Consider the following 19,578-nt stretch of genomic DNA (forward strand, 5'->3'; position numbering starts at 1 on the left):
CGAGGCTTTTTTATTTCGAGTCTAGAGAGTGACTAGTAATTTCCTCCTATCACCTCTTCCACTATACCTACCTCAGCTAGATAGCGCTCAGCATCAAGAGCCGCCATACAACCTGTTCCTGCAGCGGTAATTGCCTGTCTATATATTTTATCTTGTACATCTCCACTAGCATACACACCTGGGATGTTAGTATAAGTAGATCCAGCTTTAGTTATTAAATAACCAGCATCATCCATATCAAGTTGCCCTTTAAAGATATCAGTATTTGGCTTATGCCCTATCGCAATAAACAATCCAGTGATGGCAATCTCATGCTTTTCATAAGTTTGATTATTTACAATACGTAAACCTTCCACTACCTGATCTCCTAGTACTTCATCAACCTCTGAGTTAAATAAAACTTCTATATTTTCTGTTTGAGCAACACGATGTTGCATCGCTTTAGATGCACGCATTTCTCCTTTACGTACTAACATGGTCACCTTAGAACAAATATTTGCTAGATAAGTAGCCTCTTCAGCAGCTGTATCTCCAGCACCTACAATAGCGACATCTTGACCTCTATAAAAGAATCCATCACAAACGGCGCAGGCACTAACTCCACCACCGCGTAGTCGTTGTTCACTAGGTAAACCTAAATACTTTGCCGTGGCACCAGTAGAAATGATAACGGTATGCGCCTCAATTTTAGTTTTCCCGTCTACAATTGCTGTGTGAATACCGCCTTTTTCACTGGCAAAATTTACTTCAGTAACCATTCCTATACGTACCTCAGTGCCGAAACGCTCTGCTTGTTTCTGCAAATCAACCATCATTGATGGTCCATCAATACCTTCTGGATATCCTGGGAAGTTATCAACCTCAGTAGTGGTCGTTAACTGTCCACCTGGTTCCATACCTGTATAAAGTAATGGTTTCATATCTGCACGTGCAGCATATATCGCTGCAGTATATCCTGCTGGTCCTGATCCTATGATCAAACACTTAACTCTTTCTATTTGTTCTGACATTGTATAAACTTTGGAATGTAAAAATAATCAAACTATAAGCTTTTTTTCAAAAGCATCTATCACTATTTATTATCACTTTATTAAGGAAAACCATATCAACCTGTTCTATTTTTACTCCATGGGCCATACCTATATCAATCCTATTACAAAAGAACGCGCTACTATACTTAAGACTAGCGCACAAACTGATGGAGCATTTACCTATATAGAGGTAGAGTTACAGCCTGGTGGTGGTAATCCTATCCACTATCATCAATATTTCACAGAACAGTTTGAACCTATTGAAGGTATTTTAGGTGTTCATCATTTAGGTAAAGAAATACGCTTAAAACCTGGTCAAATATTTAAAGTACCCGTAATAGATAATCATCGTTTTTATAATCCAGGTGATCGACCTATCGTCTTTAGAGCAAAATTAGAACCTGGCCAGCCTGGATTTGAAAATTTCATGGCAGCACTTTTTGGACTGGTTAGTGATGGTAAAACTTTTGGAAAGAACCAGATTCCGTTCAATCCATTCTATGCTATTATTTTACTTAAATGGGGCGATACTCAGGTAGATAGCTTACTCTTTAAGTTATTTAAACCCGTTTTGATGATGTTATATACGCTTTCGCGAAAGCTGGGATACGAAAAGAAATTGCTACACAAATATGTCATAGGTTAAGGCAGTACTTGCAAACGCGTTTTCAAAATCGTAACATTACACTCAATAATCCCGATACATGGAAAGTCAAAATATCAACCACGAGGACGAAAAAATAATCATTAATCAAGAATTAAACATTTGGGAAGCGCTAATTCCAGTAATAGCATTAGTTGGACTACTAGCATATAATGTATTCGTTTTTGGTGATAGCGCTTTAGGTGGTTCTAACCAATTTATATTAATTATGGGTGCAGCTATTGCAGCTATCGTAGGCTTTAAAAACAAAGTTTCTTATAAATCTATGGTTGAGGAAGTTGCTCAAAATTTAAAATCTACTACTGGCGCTATTCTTATCCTTTTAATGGTAGGTGCGCTTGCTGGGACCTGGCTGGTCAGTGGCATTATACCTACCATGATTTATTATGGACTAGATATCTTAAACCCAACTATTTTTCTGGCTGCATGTGTTATTATTTGTGCTGTTATTTCTGTTGCAACAGGTAGTAGCTGGACTACTAGTGCAACAGTAGGTATCGCACTTATAGGTATTGCAGGCGCATTAGGGATAAGTCCTGGAATGACTGCTGGTGCCGTATTGAGTGGTGCCTATTTTGGTGATAAATTAAGTCCTTTAAGTGACACCACTAACCTTGCTCCTGCTATGGCTGGTACTGATTTATTTACTCATATCAGATATATGACTTACACGACAGTGCCTACTATCATTGTAACTCTATTATTCTTTATTATACTAGGATTTACTAATGACACGACCGGTGCTGCCGATGTTTCTCAATATCAAGGTGCGATAGATGCTACCTTCAATACCACACCATGGCTATTTATAGTACCTATTGCTGTAATTGCCATGATAGTTAAAAAGATATCGCCTTTAATCGCTTTACTGGCTGGTACGTTACTAGCAGCGGTTTTTGCATTGATTTTTCAACCCGATCTTGTACTAGCTGTTTCTGGAATGAAAGAATGGAGTTTTGAAGCTGGTTATAAAGGAATCATGAATGCCATCACTGTAAAGACCACTGTTAACCCGATATCTGACAATCCTAAAATTGTTGAAGAACTAGCAGGACTATTTGAAGGAAAAGGAATGGAATCGATGCTAGGTACTATATGGTTGATTATTTGCGCTATGGTCTTTGGTGGTGTCATGGATGCTATAGGTGCATTGAGCAGGATTTCAAAAAGTCTACTGAATCTATTTAGTAGTGTTTTTGGATTATTCTTTAGTACGGTAGCTAGTTGTATAGCGATTAATTTCACTGCAAGTGATCAATATCTAGCACTGGTTGTACCTGGTAAAATGTATGAGAAAGCTTATCGTGAAAAAGGACTCGCACCAGAGAATTTATCGAGAACACTAGAAGACTCAGGAACAGTTACATCTGTTTTAATACCTTGGAATACCTGTGGTGCTTACCACAGTGGTACTTTAGGTGTAAGTGTATTGGATTATGCTATCTATGCTATGTTTAGCTGGTTATCTCCTATCATGACGCTTATTTTTGCAGCGTTTAGTATTAAGATTAAACAATTAGTTACTAAAACACCTACCCTAGATACTATAGGTGAAGAATAATATCAACACATTAACAATGAAAAATTTATTATCTGTATTTGCACTTTTAAGTATTCTTAATGCTGGTGCACAAGACCGATTTGCAAAAGTTCAAATTACATCTACTGAGGTAAGCGAAAACACTTTTATGCTTACTGGAGCTGGCGGTAATATCATGATTGCGATAGACAAAGAGAAAGTGGTAATGATAGATGATCAATTTGCACCACTTAGTGATAAAATTAAAGATGCAATTAAAGGCATTACAGAATATCCAATCACTTACTTAATTAACACTCATCATCACGGAGATCATACAGGTGGCAATGGAAATTTTAATTCTAAAGAAACCACAATCGTTGCTCACGTGAACGTAAAAAAACGCTTAATTGCTGAAGGTAAAGAAGAGAACTTTATACCAGAAATGACTTTAGAGGAAGAGTTAGAATTACAATTACCTACTCAAACCTGTTTATTAATTCATGTACACAACGCCCATACTGACGGTGATACATTTATCTTTTTTGTTCAAGAAAATGTGGTACATATGGGTGATGTATTTTTTAATGCAAAATATCCATATATCGATTTAAAATCCGGCGGCTCTATCGATGGTTATATCGCTGCTCAAGAAAGAGTCCTGTCTACTATTAATGAGGAGACTAAGATCATACCAGGACATGGCACATTAGCTAGTTATGAAGATTTAAGAGATAACATTGAAATGTTAGTGGATATCAAAGAAAACATTGCTTCAAAAATTAAGAAAGGTGTTTCTAAAGAAGATATTATCGCAGACACGACTATAACAGCAGCATATGATGCAAAAGCTTATGGAGATGGCTTTATTGATGCAGAGCGTTTTAGAACTACCGTTTACGAGAGCATCACAGGTCTATAATTAGTTTTATAATTTAAATAATGAGAGCATTAGTCATATCTGGCGGTGGTAGTAAAGGTGCATTTGCCGGTGGCGTTGCTCAATACCTCATTGAAGAAAAAAAACTAGACTATGATATTTATATAGGGACATCTACAGGCAGTCTTCTTATTTCTCATCTAGCACTTCATAAAATAGAAAAGATTAAAGAGGTCTATACTAATGTAAATCAAAAGTCAATATTCAGCAATTGCCCATTCATAATTAAGAGAAGTAAATATGGTGTTGAGGAAATAAAAATCAATCACTGGAATGTTCTACGCAATTTTTTAAATGGTAATAAAACCTTTGGTGAAAGCAAAAACCTCAGAAAACTAATCACAAAGATTTTTACCATTGATGAATTTAACGAGTTAAAGGCGACGCAAAAAGAAGTCATCGTTACCGTATCTAATCTTTCACTTAATGAAACCGAATATAAATCGATTCAAGAAGTGAGCTATGAGGACTTTTGTGATTGGATATGGATTTCTTGTAACTATATCCCTTTTATGAGCATGGTTAAGAAAGATAACTGCGAGTATGCAGATGGTGGCTATGGTAGTATGGTACCTATTAAAGAAGCTATAGAACGTGGCGCTACAACAGTCGATGTTATTGTACTAGAAACAGAAGCTACTTACTATAATAGCTTGCCATCGACTAATGTCTTTTCACTACTTACAAGCCTTCATGGTTTTATGATGGATCGTATTGAAAAACAGAATATAGCGATAGGAAAGTTTACAGCAAACCATCACGATGCTATTCTTAATTTCTATTACACACCTACGGTATTAACGACGAATTCGCTCATTTTTAATAAATCAAAAATGACTAACTGGTGGAATAGCGGATTTAAATATGCCGCAAGCACTACAGAAAAAACGAGCGAAATCAAGCCTCAAGAAGAATAAAGCAAATTACTTCCTTGCTCTACTACTCCATCTTTTATAAAAGACACTTTATCTCTATAATTATTGGATTGCATTAACACTAGTAAAACGAATACAACACAAATAACTTTAGACTATTACAAGCTTCGCCTACTATAATCATAAACTATAACACTATTATGTTATAAGATTGTAAAACACATTAAAAAACCGTCGCTCTGAACTACTTTTGCAGCCTGAAAAACAACACAATTTAAAACTAACAACAATGGCAATAGTAGGAAGACAGTTTCCAAGTATCGATGTAGACGCAATGAACGAAATGGGAGATACGTTTAAATTAAACGTTCTTGAAGAAGCAAAAAATAAGAATAAGAAAGTATTACTTTTTTGGTATCCTAAAGATTTCACTTTCGTATGCCCTACTGAATTACATGCTTTTCAAACTGCATTAGGTGAATTTGAAAAAAGAAACACTATCGTAATTGGTGCTTCATGTGATACTCCAGAAGTACACTTTGCATGGTTGAATACTGCAAAAGATGATGGTGGAATTGAAGGTGTAACTTACCCAATTCTTGCAGACTCTAACCGTAACCTTGCAAACATGCTAGATATCCTAGATGTAGAAGAAGAGTACAATGATGACTTAGAAGGTTATATCCTTAAAGGAGATAACGTAACTTTCCGTGCGACATACCTTATTGATGAAGAAGGTACCGTATTTCATGAAGGTGTTAACCACATGCCAGTAGGTCGTAACGTAAATGAATTCTTAAGAATGATTGATGCTTACACTCACGTTCAAAAGAATGGTGAAGTATGTCCTGCAAACTGGGAAGAAGGAAAAGACGCAATGAGCGCAGATCGTAAAGGAACTGCCGCTTACCTTTCTCAAAACTAATTATTAAATTAATTAAGAAACACAACAGGTCGTTTCTTTAAAAGAGATCTGTTGTGTTTTTATAATATAGTATCATATGCAAACTTTAGATCAAGATAACCTACAGGAAATCGTTGCAAACAACGATACTGTAGTTGTACAATATATGGCTAGCTGGTGTGGTAACTGCCGCTTAATGAAACCTAAATTTAAAAAACTAGCTACCGAAAATGAGAATATTACATTCTTATTAGTAGATGCAGAAAAATTCCCAGAATCACGTAAAATGGCAACTGTAGATAACCTACCTACGTTTGCAACTTTCAAAGGCGGTTCTTTTGTAAATCAAGTACAAACTAACAAATTTGAAAATCTTAAAGACTTAGTACATGAAGTTACCAATAATTAGACATTTACAAAAAGGTACTACTCCAGAACAATTAGAAGCAACTCTAGAGGTTCTAGAACATTTTTCAGAACACAGGTCTGTAACTGAAGAGGAAATGGATGTAGTAGGTGAATTAATTACCAATATATGTGGTGCTCTAGAAGTACACGCTAATGTTGCACAAGGTATGAGCGGAATAGAAGCCGCAAATGCTTTCGCACAAAAAGTTATGGGATCTATAGATCAATAACGTTTAACATTATTATTAAAAAACCTCAAAACCCTTAACGTTTTGAGGTTTTTTTATTTATAAAATTATTAATTAAGCAAAAAATTGATAATAAAAATGAGTTTTTCGTTATTTCTAGTTACTGTTTTAATATTTTTGATTTTAACATATCCCTATTTATATGAAAAATCAATTAACTATTATTATTGCTCTTCTAGGATTAAGCATTGCAACGGCACAGAACTATTTGGACATTGCACGTATTAATATCTCTAATACTACCCTAGAAGATTTAGAACAAACTCACGAGACTAACATTACTAATGTCAATCTTGAATTTCTTCTTCCGACTCCGATTAATGATAAGACTATTTTAATTACAGGTCTTACAGCCGAGAATTCGAGCCTTGTTTTAAGCAATGGACTATCAAGAGAAAATTTAATAATGACTCGAATTAATTTAGGAGCAAAAGTTTATCATTCTAAAAAATGGACTGGAACCTATTTGTTATTACCTAAAATAGCTTCTAATCTTAATGAAGTTGCAAGTCAAGATTTTCAAATAGGCGCTATCGCATTACTGGAATACAGGCATAAAAATAGATTCAGAACAAAGTATGGTTTGTATAGCTCTTCAGAAGAGTTTGGTACAATCATTACTCCATTACTTGGAGTGTATTATAGAACGCCTAATAATAAATTTTACATAGATGCTGCCTTCCCTATACGTATGGAGGCAAACTATAACGTGACTAAAAAATTCAGCTTAGGAGCTGATTTACGTACATCTGTTAAATCATACAATCTAGGATTAACTGATCGCTATGTACAAGAAGAATCCATACGCGGTGGTTTATATGCCTCTTACTCTTTAATGGATGATAAACTCATATTAAGAGCCAAGGCAGGTCTAGATACTACAGATTATGGTCTTTATAATTCTGGTGACAGGATAGGTGCACAAATCTTAACGATTCAAGTTAATGGAGATGATCGAGCACGACTAAATAATGAATTTGATAGCAGTGTATATTTTGGTTTTGATGCGATATATAGACTTAATCTATAAATTGACATATATCATATGATTTAAACACCTTAAACTTAAAAACTTAAGGTGTTTTTATTTTAATACCTTTCTATCAGGTCTTTGATCACTTCTTCTTAAGTAAACTGCTGTGACAATCTCTGCGTCATCTATGGCTTCATCTTCCATCAGCATGGTTTTGTGTGAATGACCTTGCGCTACTAATAAATCTGCATTTGCATCATTACCTAAAATCGTTTTTTTACTTTGAATTGAAGTCAAAAAAATCAAAGAAAAGAAATGGCTTCCTTTTCTTATAGTAAAAAATTTATCCTTGGGCTTACCTGGTAATGTCATGGTGTCTATTAAAAATTCCCCTTGGTACAGCTCGGCTGTGATTTCATTTCCTTTGGTATAAGATAGAAAGACTTGATTTCCTTCAGCTATATTTTGCTTTTTATCTTTATTATGAAGACATAAATCATTCCATAGACTATTCTCATCATCTCCTTCAATTCTATTCTCATACAATCCAGTTAGTGCAGTAGGTGTGAGTACCATTGGATTTTCATTAATTCTTTTAGCTAGACTATTTGAGGTATAACAACTAGAAATAAAAAAAGTCATTAATAGAAGTGTGAAAAATTGTTTCATAACATTAATTTTTGGTTGTTCATCTGTTATCAAAAAGCATGCTAAACTAATAACGATTAAAAAAACAGGATACAGAACATATATTTTATCTTTGTGAAAAATATTATAAATGAAAAAGATCATAATCCTTTTAACCATCGCTATTAGTTTTAACAGTTGCGGTAGTCTCAATGAAATTGTTAATAGTATACCATCAGGTAGTGGCGGTGTTTTATCTCAAGCAGATATAGGTAATGGACTTAGACAAGCTCTTGATCAAGGAATTGACAAGGAAGTTTCTAAACTTATGGCTACAGATGGTTTCTATAGAAATGAACTGGTTAAAATTCTATTACCAGAAGAATTACAAAAAGTAGATGATGGTTTACGTAAAATAGGTTTATCTAGTGTTGCAGATGAAGGTCTCAAACTTCTTAATCGTGCTGCCGAGGATGCTACAAAAGAAGCTCTTCCTATATTTGTTGATGCTGTAAAAGGAATATCTTTTAATGATGCAAAACAGATTTTATTAGGTGATCAGCGTGCTGCGACCTCTTATCTTGAAAATGCAACACAACAGGCGTTGTATGCAAAATTCAGTCCTATTATTAGTAATAAATTAGGTGAAGTAGGCGCAACAGAACTATGGTCTGGTGCTATAAATAAATACAATTCTTTACCATTAACTAGTGATGTAAATCCAGACCTTACCGATTATGTTACTCAAAAGGCACTTGAAGGAGTTTATAAAATGATTGCTCAAGAAGAAATAGAAATACGTAGCAAAGTATCTTCTAGAGGTACAGATTTATTACAACGTGTATTTGCTCTACAAGATTAAATGTAACGGACTTTTTACAATCAGTTAACTCGTCTAATAAGAAATTTATAGAAATTTGCCCTGCTGTTGGAGCGTTATTATGGGTTAGTTGAAAGGAGAAACCATCTATTTTGATGGTTTCTTTTTTTTATTTAAAATCTCACGCAACCTTTTAAGAAGATTAACGTCTAGTAAATGTATGTTTCGACATCATTAAGGGGATTTTAAGAAGGCTGTTTCTACTGAAGCAGCCTTTTTTTTATGAAATATTATTTGTGAACAAACTCACAATTGATATTTTGTTAACCGTTATTAACTTTAAATGGGGAAATAAATAGACAGACTACATTTAATTTTGTTTTCTAAATTAAATAATAAAATGAGTGACCGCACTTTAGATTTGTACAAGAAAGAGCGTTTGTATTGTTCTATGATAAGAAAATCGTTTCAAGTAGCCTTAAAAGATAGAGATCGCAGCCAGGCTATTCTTAAAAAAGCAGAACAGCTTAAAGCAGAAATTATTCAGCTCAAACAAACACTATTTAATTAGAATTCAATTGTTTGAAATAGTTTGGTGTGTCTTTTAAACGGCTGCCATACCATGAGAAATACGTCCCATCTACGGTTAACAATCTGGGACTTTTTAATTCCGCTTTCGCGAAAGCGTCTTCAATTTCCTTCTTATCTAAATCATTAAAAGCATAAGGTTCTGATGAGAACAGAATCACTTCAGGATTTAAATTAATTATGTTTTGTAACGTCAATTCTGGATAACGACTAGCTCCATCCATGATGTTTTTATAACCACCACGCTCCATGATATCATGAATAAAGGTATCGCTACCAACTGTCATGTAAGGATTTTTCCATATTAAATATAGTGCGTTGACTGCACTCTGTGATTCTTTATCAAAATGATTGAAGTTGATTTTGATTCTATTCACTAACGATTTAGCTTTAAAACTAGTCCCAGTCATTTTTCCTATGTCTGCAATCATTTCAATAGCATCATCTAGATTAGCTATATCTGACACGTATGTAGGTGCGATTTCTTGACAAGCTAGAACAATCTCTTGTGTGTTCTCTTCTTTATTACAAATGATAAGATCTGGTTGCACTTCCCAAATACGTGAAGCAATCACCTTTTTTGTACCACCTACCACTTTTATTTTATCAATTAATCCAGTTGGATATTCACAAAATCTAGTAATACCTACTAGGTATTCTTCAAGTCCTAATTCTACAAGAAGCTCTGTTTGTGAAGGTACTAAAGAAACAATACGCAAAGGGCGCTGTGGTAAATCAACAGTACGGTAACATTGGTCAGTGATTGATATAAACATTAGTCAAGTGCGTTTTTAGTTACCCATAATTTATAACCGAAGATCATCATTTGCCATTTACTGGCCTTGCTTAAATCTAATCGACGTTTTGTAAAGCTGGGTAAAACGGCTTTATTAACTCGGGCTAATATTTTAAAGAGCTTTTTTCTCATGATGCAAAGGTATCTTATTATCGATAAGTTCAATTCTCTAAATATAAAAAAGCCTGTCTTAATTAAAGACAGGCTTTTTAGGGCTAATTAATTTTTAAATCTAGTTAGTTACTTACGGATGTCATTTTAGGACTTAACCCATCCTTGAAATAGTCAAAAGTGAGTTTATTTATTCCTTTATTAGTAGCAATGGCATAATCAGTGCCTGCAAATTCTATTTTTAATTTTACAACTTTACCATTGCGTTCTTTAAAGGTTTTGATATTGAAAGAGTATCCTTTGGCTCTTACTTTTTCTCCATACTTTTCCAGCATCCCTTCACTAAAGTTCATAAGCGTATCTGAGGTTATAATTTCACTAAGTGTAGATTCACCATTACGAGAGTTAGCAATAATATGTTCTCTCCTTTTATTTATTTCATCCTTTTTCCTTTCTCTTTCTTGTAGTATAGCTGTATGTCTTTCTTCTATCCTCATGTTTCTATCTATTCTTATAGAATCTATAGAAACTCTTCTTTTTAAGCTATCTCTTTCAATGAGAGCTTGTTGTCTCTTTTCATCTCTGCGTTGTAATAGTTCTTGCCTTCTAGATTCCATTTGATCTCTTCTCATCGCTCTTAAAGAATCCATTTCAAATCGTCTTTGATCCATCAGTGCTCTTCTATCAACACTACTTGGCAATTCTTTAAGTCCTTCACCATCTTTAGTAACAATAATCACAACTCCATCTTTTCCTTTCTCACCATATAAATCAGTTGCATCTTCACCTTTTAAGATATTCATTGAAGCAACATTACTCATGTCCATATTCCCGCTAAAAACAGAGTCATTAGATTCTTTACCATCCACTATAACTAACTGTTTCTCATTATCAGAGTTATTCATAACGATGTAGTTACCAGAGCTTAAATTACTATTAGGCATTTCAAACCGCGAGTAATCAATATCATCTAAGTCATTTAAATCTGGTAACTCTTGATAATAATTACCTATTGAATCTGAATTGATATAAATTAAGGATTTTTGAATGTGTGATTCAATAGAGTCAAAATTGATATTCATAAGCTGCAAATCAATTTGATTCTGTAATGAGTCCATATTTATAGTACTCAATTTTATTGTTTGCATAATACTATCTACATTCATTTGCGTCAGTTGATGATATTCATCAGGTGATAAGTTCATATACTTAACATCACCTAATTGATAGGTAGTTTGAGGTGCATCCTCGCAATTGTTGAGCTTCCAGTTTTTGTGATCTCCTTTTATAGAACCGTTAATACATATATTAGGTATTGCGGTGTCATTCTTATAGGTCTGTGCTATTTTTGCTCCATCATTATCATCCAGTTCTATTTTAATAGACACCAGCTTTCCTTCTTTATATCTAAGCTTACTGTATTTGAAATCAACGTTATAAGATTCTTTTAAAAACTTTTTATGTTCTTCTAAAGACTCTTTAGTAGATGTAGGTGTGATTTTAATGTAAATCTTCACATCTTTAGAGTTCACCTCACTCCATTGAAAATTTTCATCTTGCTCTATATTTAAATCTCCATAGGTCCAATCGTCTCCCATTTCTACATGAACTCCATCTTTAGTGATGTATAATGTCTCACTTGAATTATCATCATTCACCCATAGCTTTTCTTTACTAGCTTTAATAAGTAATAACTTAAAAGGCTCAGTCCCAATAGTCATGTTCTTGTCCCATTTTGTTTCAGGAAACTTTGTAGAGATACTAAGACGTTTTAATCTATTTCTTTCATCACGTTCTTGATCACTAAATTTCACTTGATAACTTGCATGGTCATTGATTTGTGATGCATACCTATCTAAATCTTCATCAGTTGTCTGTGCTGTGATATCATAGATAAGCTCTTCAGAGGTTTTAAGAATAGAATCTGCTTTAGAAACCTTAACAGCATTGATGATATTTAGATCATTGCTCTCTTTTAATGAATTTTGAATCTCTAGAGTTGGATCATTTTCTAATTCTAGATACTCAACTTCAGTAACAACATTAAAACTGTAGAGAAAAACAACAATTACTGGTAATATCAATGCATACTTATATGCGTTCCAGCGTGCACTGGCTTCTTTTTGTAACATCATAATACGTTTTTTAATAAATGGCGTGAAAAAATTATTAGCTAGTGAAGGTTGTAGATGAAATGCAGCGCTACTCAATAAAGTACGCTCGTAACTTACACCAGATTTAGTTTGCGTTTTTGCTTCGGCATCTGCGATAAACTCTAGGTTCTCTCCTATTTGCTTTTTTAACCACCACGCCAGCGGATTGATCCAGAAGATGGCTCTATATAAATGACTCAGCAATACATCAATACTATGCCATTGTCTGGCGTGTACCTTCTCATGATCTAATATGACATCTAGCGCAGCACTGGGCTCTTCTGATTCACTAATACATATATAATTAAAGAAACTAAAAGGAGTCAGCTTTCGCGAAAGCGTAACCGTAACAAAATTCCCGCTCTTAACGGTCTTACCTGAACGTATTAAACGATACAGTGAGCTAAGCTCTACTATCATTTTACCAATAAAGAAAACCATAACAGTCACATATAAAAAGCCGAAAAGCTGCCAGTAATCAAAAGGTGTATCTACTGGAATTGCAGGCTGTTCTAGCATTATTGCCATGGGCGTTGCTACTTGCTGTGGTACATATGTATATTGTTGAATGGGTTGTTCTACATAAACAGTCTGTGTAATTTCTATCAGTGGGAAGGCAATGGATGCAATAATACCTAAAAATAGAAACCACCGATTTGCTTGAAAAAAAGTCAACCGTCGTAATAAAAAATGATATGTAAAGACAAAGATGCTTAGTACACCAGCACTTTTAAGTAAATATTCTATAACTGCTTCCATCTTATTTTTCTTTAGATTCTATCATTTCTAAAATTTCTCTCAAATCTGCTGCGCTTATTTTTTCTTCTTTTGCAAAAAACGAAACCATATTTTTATAACTATCGTTAAAATATCTGGTCATCGCATTATTTACAAAGGTGTTGCGGTAAACTTCTTTATCTACTATAGGATAATAGCGGTGTGTTTTACCAAAAGCCTCATAAGCCACATATCCTTTCTCTTCTAACTTGCGTACAATAGTAGAAACGGTATTGTAATGATTAGTACCTGATAATTGTGGTACAATCTCTTTTACAAATGCTTTCTCTAATTGCCAAAGCACTTGCATGATTTCTTCTTCCTTTTGTGTGAGCTTCTCCATATTTAATATTTTTTACTACCATCACTAATCGATGTTCAAACATATAACTATTTTTATAGTTATCAAACTAAAAACGTAGTTGATTAACTATTATTGTAGTTTTTGTATAAAAAAATCCCGTACTTGTAATAAGTACGGGATTTATAAGAGATTAATTTTAAGACTAATAAGCGGTTTGAACTCTTGCCCTATGGTGAATTTCATCTAATTGAATTAATAAAACAGGTATTCCATCTTCACCATCAAAGCTGTAAATCTTATCATCAATTTTAAAAGATATGTTAGTAATGACATTTTTAGTATTACTTATGTTTTCAAGAATACTACAATTGAATTTCTTTTTCTCTATCTCAGAAACAAGTTTTTGAACATCCAGAGATTTTGAGTTTTTTGTAATTACAAACTCTTCAGTCAATTGAAAGGTCGCTATGGCAACTTCATTATCAAATGATGCCGATGGGTTGAGTAGATTACCATCTTTATTAATGAGCATTCCATTACTATTTTTCAAAACCAGCGATAAGCCATCAAACTCAAAACTATAAGTGTCACCTTTAAGCATTGTGGTTCCATTCTCAGGTTCATTTGCTAACGGTTTATCTAAGATCATAATGGTCTTATCTGACGAATCATAAATAAAAGTCTTATCAGAATAAACCTTGTAAGTACACTGTTCGCCTGAAAAGAAGACTGTATTAGACTCTATTGCAGCATCGACACCTGCCGCATTTTGCTTCATTGCATTTAGTACATCAGCAGTGTTTTGTTCATCTTCAATTCTATTCCTTTCTTGAATACTTGAGATAGACTGAACTTCTGATCCGGCATTATCAACTTGATCCTCTACAGATTCTGATACAATGATGACAACAGGCTTTTTAACACTATCTCTAGGCATTAATCCATTCTGACGACTGGCACGAGCCTTCTTAAGAGAATCTTTTCTGTGTTTGGTTTGAAGGGCTATTTCTTGTGCTTTCAACCTTTCTAATTCAAGTTTTGCTTCTTTAACTTTCCTTAAAGAGTCCTTACGTGCATTGTAATCTTTATTGACTGCTTGTGAAAGTGTTGAATAGCCACCTGATGATTGATTGCGTCTTGAATTTTCACGAGCCTTTTGGGCTGCTTGTTTTTGATCATCAGCTATTTCATCATACTCTACTGTTATATCTTCCTTTACAAAAATATCTTTTATACGTTGTTTATATTGCTTGAGCTTTTCTACTCTAGCATTATATATTTTTCTTTCTTTTGCTTCTTGCACAGGATCACGATGTAGTATGGACGGACCATCCTCATCACAAGAACCTGCATAACTCACAATGTTTGTCACATTATTAATTACAATACACAAGTCATCTATTTCAGAATTAGACTTAATAATGAATTTTGTGGAACGTTGTGTCTTTTCTTGAAAAGCAATACCTAGAACCATCACTTTTCCATTGCGTGCCTTATAGGAAATGAGTTGTGCATTAATTTCAAAAGACTCTTTTAACGTATCAAAAAACAAAAAGAGATCATCTTTACTGCTATTGCTATCTAACTTAAATATAGTCTGATTCACACCTTCAATATCTATGGTAGATAAAGAACTTGCTTGCGTGTAATTACTTAAAAATAAAACAACTGTAAAGACAGTCATTAATAATCTAGAGAACATTTTTATCGTTATTTATTCAGTTTGCAAAAATACACCGTTATAAATTTTAATAATTATTAGAATAATATAGTTATTGTTAAATCCACTAAATACATAACTTACAAGGTAAACGGCATCTAATTCTCCTTCTTACTTACATTTACTCGATTATTTCTCTCATCGATATCTATTAATATAAATGAATTTGAGTCCAATACATTGAAAACAAATGACTCGTCATCTATTCTAAATACCAAATTAGTCAGACTACCGCTTTGATTAAATGTGGATTCTAACAGCTCTGTATCAAACTGATATTGCTCGATTTGATTAAAAACGTTTTTTATTTCATCATCAGAAAAATGAATCTGTATTTTAAAACTATGCGTTGTTTTAAAATCTTGACTTTGTGAATCGGTACTATTAACCCCAGCACCTACCACTTTACCTTCTTCATCAATAAGTTGACCTTGTGAATTTTTAATTATAAGTAGATTCTCTGTAAATTCATAAGTAGCCTCTACTTGATTAACGATAACCTTACCACTTTGTGGTGCATCTGTCAATTCATCATCGATGGTTAATATTTTAGCACCAAAGGCGTCATAAATAAAAGTACGACCCATGTAAACTTTAAAGCTACACTGCTCTGCATTGAACATTAAATAGCCTTGCTCTATAATTCGGTCCTCTATAGCAATATAGCCTTGTTCATTTGCATTAACCATCAGTTGCTTACGAGAGTCTGCCTGGCCCAGATCTTCTCTATACCTTTCACGTTCATCAATTAATTCCTGTTCTGCTTTTAACAGCGCCGCTCTTCTCTTTTCTTCTTCGATGAGACGTTCTTTCTCTAATTGTGCATTAAGTTCATCTTGTAAAGCTTGTCGCTCTAGGGCGAGTCTATCTAGTTCCAGCTGTCTTTCTAACCGTTTTAATTCTAGAGCCTCTTTTTCTTTCTTTACTCGTTCATTTTCTGCATTAACTTGCTCTAATCGTTCAGCTTCCAGTCTTTTACGCACGCGTATTACTTCTCGAGCACGTTCTTTTTCTTCCTCTTTTAATCGCAGCGCTTCTTTTTTATCTAGCTCTTCCTGTAATCGTCGTTGTTCTTGTCGTTGTTGAGCAGCTAGCCGTTCCTTTTCTAGTGTTTCTAACTGAAGACGTTCTTCTTGCGCAAGAGTTTCTAATCTAGCCGTTTCAATAGCTATTTGCCTTTTTTCCTCTTCTAACTTTGCTATACGTGCCGCTTCTGCATCTTGCCTTCTCGCCAGTTGTCGTTCACTTACCTCTCTTAATTGCTGTTCTCGTTTCAAAGTTCGATCTGCAATTAATTGTTCATTTTGAATACGCTTTTCTGCTTGTTGTGCCTCTAGTTTTGTTTTTCTAGCTAGCACATCTATACGTCGTTGCTCTTGTTGCTGTTTCACTCTCAATCTAGCCGCTTCTATTTCCGTTTCTGTCTTTGCCTTACGTGCAGCTATCACTTCTTGAGCAGTCTGTCGAGAATCTGCTTTTTCTTTCACAGTTTCTTCTGCTTTCTGAACCGTTTGTTTTTCATCAACTTCTGTAGAGTCCACAAAAGTTGTCTCATAAAACTGACCATATTGAGAGGCACTTATAGGTGTAACAGCTTTTAAGGCAACATCACATGGTGCAAATTCAACAATATTATTGAGTGCAGGATTAAGCGTTAAGCAAACAGTATCGATACCCTTATCATTTTGAAGATTTAAAGGAAAAATAGTTCCATTTTGATCAGTCAACGTCAGGTCTAGTAAGGTTATGACACCACCATGACGTTTATATCCATTTAATTTGGCTTTGACACTATGATTTATAAAAAGCTCTTTGAAAAGTTCAAAAATCTCGGTTCGTGTAGAACTTTTATCTATACTAAAGGTTGCAATTTCTGTATTGGAGTAGATAGTATGTGCAATGGTTGCTGGTGTTTCCGCTTTCGCGAAAGCGTAATACCCAACAAAGAACACGATCACTAACAACTTCCATTTCCCTACAAATGAAGTCATCGTCGTTTAATTTATGACTCCTAAAGTAAACAAATAATCAAAAGCAGCCTTAATACTGTTTTTAAATTAGAAGAATCTACAAAAATAGGCGCTAAATGACATCAAAATAATATTGTCATTCCTATAAAGCGATTAACTTTGCAAGTTCATATTTTGTAGTTATGATTAAAATTACTTTACCAGACGGTAGTATAAAAGAAATGGAAAACGGCACCACACCTATGGATGTCGCGATGAGCATATCACAAGGACTTGCTCGCAATGTAATAAGCGCTAGTTTTAACGGAATTAAAGTAGAGACTAAAACACCACTTACAGAAGATGGTAGTTTAGTGCTCTTTACCTTCAACAATCCAGAAGGAAAAGAAGCTTTCTGGCACTCAACATCTCATATCATGGCTCAAGCTATTGAAGAGTTGTTTCCAGGTGTAAGTTTAACAATAGGACCTGCTATAGATAATGGGTTTTATTATGACATAGACTTTAAAGAGCATTCCATATCTGAAAGTGATATTCCAAAGATAGAAGCGCGAATGCTTGAAATAGCACGTGGCAAACATGAGTTTACCATGCGCAGTGTTAGTAAGGCAGATGCTCTTCAATTTTATAAGGATCAAAACAATCCTTATAAGGTAGAGCTTATTGAAAACTTAACAGATGGTGAGATTACCTTCTGTGATCATGACACTTTCACAGATTTATGTCGTGGTGGTCATATTCCTAATACAGGGATTATAAAAGCTGTGAAAATTATGAGTATTGCTGGTGCATACTGGCGTGGTGATGAAAAAAACCCACAACTTACTCGTATGTATGGTACCTCTTTCCCTAAACAGAAAGACCTTAAGGAGTACCTAGAATTACTAGAAGAGGCTAAAAAAAGAGACCATAGAAAATTAGGTAAAGAGTTACAACTTTTTACTTTTTCTCAACGTGTAGGTCAAGGGTTGCCATTGTGGTTACCAAAAGGTGCTGCATTACGTGAGCGATTAGAAGACTTCTTAAAGAAAGCTCAGAAAAAAGCTGGTTATGAAATGGTAATCAGTCCCCACATAGGTTCTAAAGAACTATATGTCACTTCTGGTCACTATGAAAAGTATGGTGCAGACTCTTTTCAACCTATAAAAACGCCTAATGATGATGAAGAGTTTTTATTAAAACCTATGAACTGTCCACATCACTGTGAGATCTATAAAAGTTCACAATGGTCTTATAGAGATTTACCAAAACGTTTTGCAGAATTCGGTACCGTATATCGTTATGAGCAAAGTGGTGAACTACACGGACTAACACGCGTGAGAGGTTTTACACAAGATGACGCACACATTTTTTGTATGCCAGAACAGCTAGATAAGGAGTTTAAAGCCGTTATCGATTTAGTTCTCTATGTATTTGGTTCACTAGGATTTGAAAATTTTACTGCACAAGTAAGTGTTCGTGATCCTAAAAAACCAGAAAAATATATAGGTGATACTAAAAATTGGGAAATTGCAGAAAATGCAATTATCAGTGCTGCAAAAGATAAAGGTCTAAACTATGTGATAGAAGAAGGCGAAGCTGCCTTTTACGGTCCTAAACTAGACTTTATGGTTAAGGATGCTCTAGGTCGCAGCTGGCAATTAGGAACTATTCAAGTAGATTATAATTTACCAGAACGCTTTGACCTATGGTACAAAGGCGCTGATAATGAATCACATAGACCTGTAATGATCCATAGAGCTCCATTTGGTAGTATGGAACGTTTTATAGCAATTTTATTAGAACATACTGGCGGTAACTTCCCATTGTGGTTGATGCCAGAGCAGTGTACTATTCTGTCTCTCAGCGAGAAATATGAAAATTATGCTAAACAGGTGGCTAATTTGCTAGAAATTAACGAAATTCGCACAACGATGGATAATCGTGCCGAGACCATGGGTAAAAAAATACGTGAGGCAGAGATGAATAAATTGCCTTACATGCTCATAGTAGGAGAACAAGAAGAAAAAGACGGCACAATTTCTGTACGTAAACATGGAGGAGATGATTTAGGAAATATGACGGTTGAAGCGTTTAGCCAGTATATTAAAGATGAAATCGCCTCGACAATAAAAACATTTGAAGTTTAATTAAAATTATATAGCCATAGC

At 34.4% G+C, this 19,578-nt stretch carries 19 protein-coding genes; 11 read left to right on the forward strand and 8 right to left on the reverse strand.

What is annotated here, in order from left to right; genetic code table 11:
- Nucleotides 1-32: 32 nt before the first annotated feature.
- Nucleotides 33-1,010: a thioredoxin-disulfide reductase gene (gene trxB / locus ACJJVI_RS02255; RefSeq protein WP_042270079.1), complete on the reverse strand. Its 978-nt coding sequence runs from the start codon at nucleotides 1,008-1,010 to the stop codon at nucleotides 33-35.
- Nucleotides 1,011-1,128: 118 nt separating this feature from the next.
- Between trxB and ACJJVI_RS02260 the strand changes: the two genes are divergently transcribed.
- From ACJJVI_RS02260 to ACJJVI_RS02295, 8 genes are all read left to right on the forward strand, one after another.
- Complete coding sequence (locus ACJJVI_RS02260; protein ID WP_397300542.1) at nucleotides 1,129-1,677, forward strand: cupin domain-containing protein; 549 nt, start codon at nucleotides 1,129-1,131, stop codon at nucleotides 1,675-1,677.
- 58 nt (nucleotides 1,678-1,735) lie between these two features.
- On the forward strand, nucleotides 1,736-3,256 hold the full coding sequence (gene nhaC / locus ACJJVI_RS02265) for a Na+/H+ antiporter NhaC (protein ID WP_397300544.1): 1,521 nt from the start codon (nucleotides 1,736-1,738) through the stop codon (nucleotides 3,254-3,256).
- Nucleotides 3,257-3,272: 16 nt separating this feature from the next.
- Nucleotides 3,273-4,136: an MBL fold metallo-hydrolase gene (locus ACJJVI_RS02270; protein WP_405350080.1), complete on the forward strand. Its 864-nt coding sequence runs from the start codon at nucleotides 3,273-3,275 to the stop codon at nucleotides 4,134-4,136.
- Between the two features lie 20 nt (nucleotides 4,137-4,156).
- The gene (locus tag ACJJVI_RS02275; RefSeq protein ID WP_042270073.1) at nucleotides 4,157-5,071 is read left to right on the forward strand and encodes a patatin family protein; all 915 of its coding nucleotides are present in this window, start codon (nucleotides 4,157-4,159) and stop codon (nucleotides 5,069-5,071) included.
- Between the two features lie 247 nt (nucleotides 5,072-5,318).
- Nucleotides 5,319-5,954, forward strand: a complete 636-nt coding sequence (locus tag ACJJVI_RS02280; RefSeq protein WP_036584418.1) for a peroxiredoxin — start codon at nucleotides 5,319-5,321, stop codon at nucleotides 5,952-5,954.
- A gap of 76 nt (nucleotides 5,955-6,030) precedes the next feature.
- Entirely contained in the window at nucleotides 6,031-6,342 is a 312-nt protein-coding gene (locus ACJJVI_RS02285; protein ID WP_405350082.1) for a thioredoxin family protein, read from the forward strand.
- Nucleotides 6,323-6,571 (forward strand): DUF6952 family protein, encoded by a 249-nt coding sequence (locus ACJJVI_RS02290; RefSeq protein ID WP_036584414.1) that lies wholly within the window; start codon nucleotides 6,323-6,325, stop codon nucleotides 6,569-6,571. Before ACJJVI_RS02285 ends, ACJJVI_RS02290 begins: the two co-directional genes overlap by 20 nt.
- A gap of 160 nt (nucleotides 6,572-6,731) precedes the next feature.
- Nucleotides 6,732-7,619, forward strand: coding sequence for a DUF6268 family outer membrane beta-barrel protein (locus ACJJVI_RS02295; protein WP_042270069.1), 888 nt, complete (start codon nucleotides 6,732-6,734; stop codon nucleotides 7,617-7,619).
- 54 nt (nucleotides 7,620-7,673) lie between these two features.
- Here the strand turns inward: ACJJVI_RS02295 and ACJJVI_RS02300 are convergent, their stop codons facing one another.
- Nucleotides 7,674-8,231 (reverse strand): hypothetical protein, encoded by a 558-nt coding sequence (locus ACJJVI_RS02300; protein WP_238566566.1) that lies wholly within the window; start codon nucleotides 8,229-8,231, stop codon nucleotides 7,674-7,676.
- 109 nt (nucleotides 8,232-8,340) lie between these two features.
- Here ACJJVI_RS02300 and ACJJVI_RS02305 point away from each other — a divergent pair, with 109 nt between their 5' ends.
- Together ACJJVI_RS02305 and ACJJVI_RS02310 are read left to right on the forward strand one after the other, a co-directional pair.
- A complete protein-coding gene (locus tag ACJJVI_RS02305; protein WP_397300557.1) occupies nucleotides 8,341-9,051 on the forward strand; it encodes a DUF4197 domain-containing protein in 711 nt (236 codons plus the stop codon).
- A gap of 358 nt (nucleotides 9,052-9,409) precedes the next feature.
- Complete coding sequence (locus ACJJVI_RS02310) at nucleotides 9,410-9,580, forward strand: hypothetical protein (RefSeq protein ID WP_193741942.1); 171 nt, start codon at nucleotides 9,410-9,412, stop codon at nucleotides 9,578-9,580.
- On the opposite strand, the gene ACJJVI_RS02315 is transcribed toward ACJJVI_RS02310, so the two are convergent.
- The 6 genes from ACJJVI_RS02315 to ACJJVI_RS02340 form a co-directional block, all read right to left on the reverse strand.
- Nucleotides 9,573-10,373: an ABC transporter substrate-binding protein gene (locus ACJJVI_RS02315; protein ID WP_405350085.1), complete on the reverse strand. Its 801-nt coding sequence runs from the start codon at nucleotides 10,371-10,373 to the stop codon at nucleotides 9,573-9,575. The genes ACJJVI_RS02310 and ACJJVI_RS02315 overlap by 8 nt on opposite strands.
- Nucleotides 10,373-10,525, reverse strand: coding sequence for a hypothetical protein (locus tag ACJJVI_RS02320; RefSeq protein WP_036584403.1), 153 nt, complete (start codon nucleotides 10,523-10,525; stop codon nucleotides 10,373-10,375). Before ACJJVI_RS02320 ends, ACJJVI_RS02315 begins: the two co-directional genes overlap by 1 nt.
- 104 nt (nucleotides 10,526-10,629) lie before the next feature.
- The gene (locus ACJJVI_RS02325; RefSeq protein WP_405350086.1) at nucleotides 10,630-13,416 is read right to left on the reverse strand and encodes a M56 family metallopeptidase; all 2,787 of its coding nucleotides are present in this window, start codon (nucleotides 13,414-13,416) and stop codon (nucleotides 10,630-10,632) included.
- Nucleotide 13,417: 1 nt separating this feature from the next.
- A complete protein-coding gene (locus ACJJVI_RS02330; protein WP_036584397.1) occupies nucleotides 13,418-13,777 on the reverse strand; it encodes a BlaI/MecI/CopY family transcriptional regulator in 360 nt (119 codons plus the stop codon).
- A gap of 163 nt (nucleotides 13,778-13,940) precedes the next feature.
- Complete coding sequence (locus ACJJVI_RS02335; protein ID WP_042270060.1) at nucleotides 13,941-15,440, reverse strand: hypothetical protein; 1,500 nt, start codon at nucleotides 15,438-15,440, stop codon at nucleotides 13,941-13,943.
- Between the two features lie 116 nt (nucleotides 15,441-15,556).
- Nucleotides 15,557-17,449, reverse strand: a complete 1,893-nt coding sequence (locus tag ACJJVI_RS02340; protein ID WP_405350088.1) for a hypothetical protein — start codon at nucleotides 17,447-17,449, stop codon at nucleotides 15,557-15,559.
- 161 nt (nucleotides 17,450-17,610) lie between these two features.
- On the opposite strand from ACJJVI_RS02340, the gene thrS reads away from it, so the two are divergent.
- Nucleotides 17,611-19,557, forward strand: coding sequence for a threonine--tRNA ligase (gene thrS / locus ACJJVI_RS02345; protein ID WP_405350089.1), 1,947 nt, complete (start codon nucleotides 17,611-17,613; stop codon nucleotides 19,555-19,557).
- The last annotated feature ends 21 nt before the right edge of the window (nucleotides 19,558-19,578 follow it).

It is taken from the genome of Nonlabens sp. Asnod3-H03 (assembly GCF_045063665.1).
GTDB classification, from domain to species: Bacteria; Bacteroidota; Bacteroidia; order Flavobacteriales; family Flavobacteriaceae; genus Nonlabens; species Nonlabens ulvanivorans.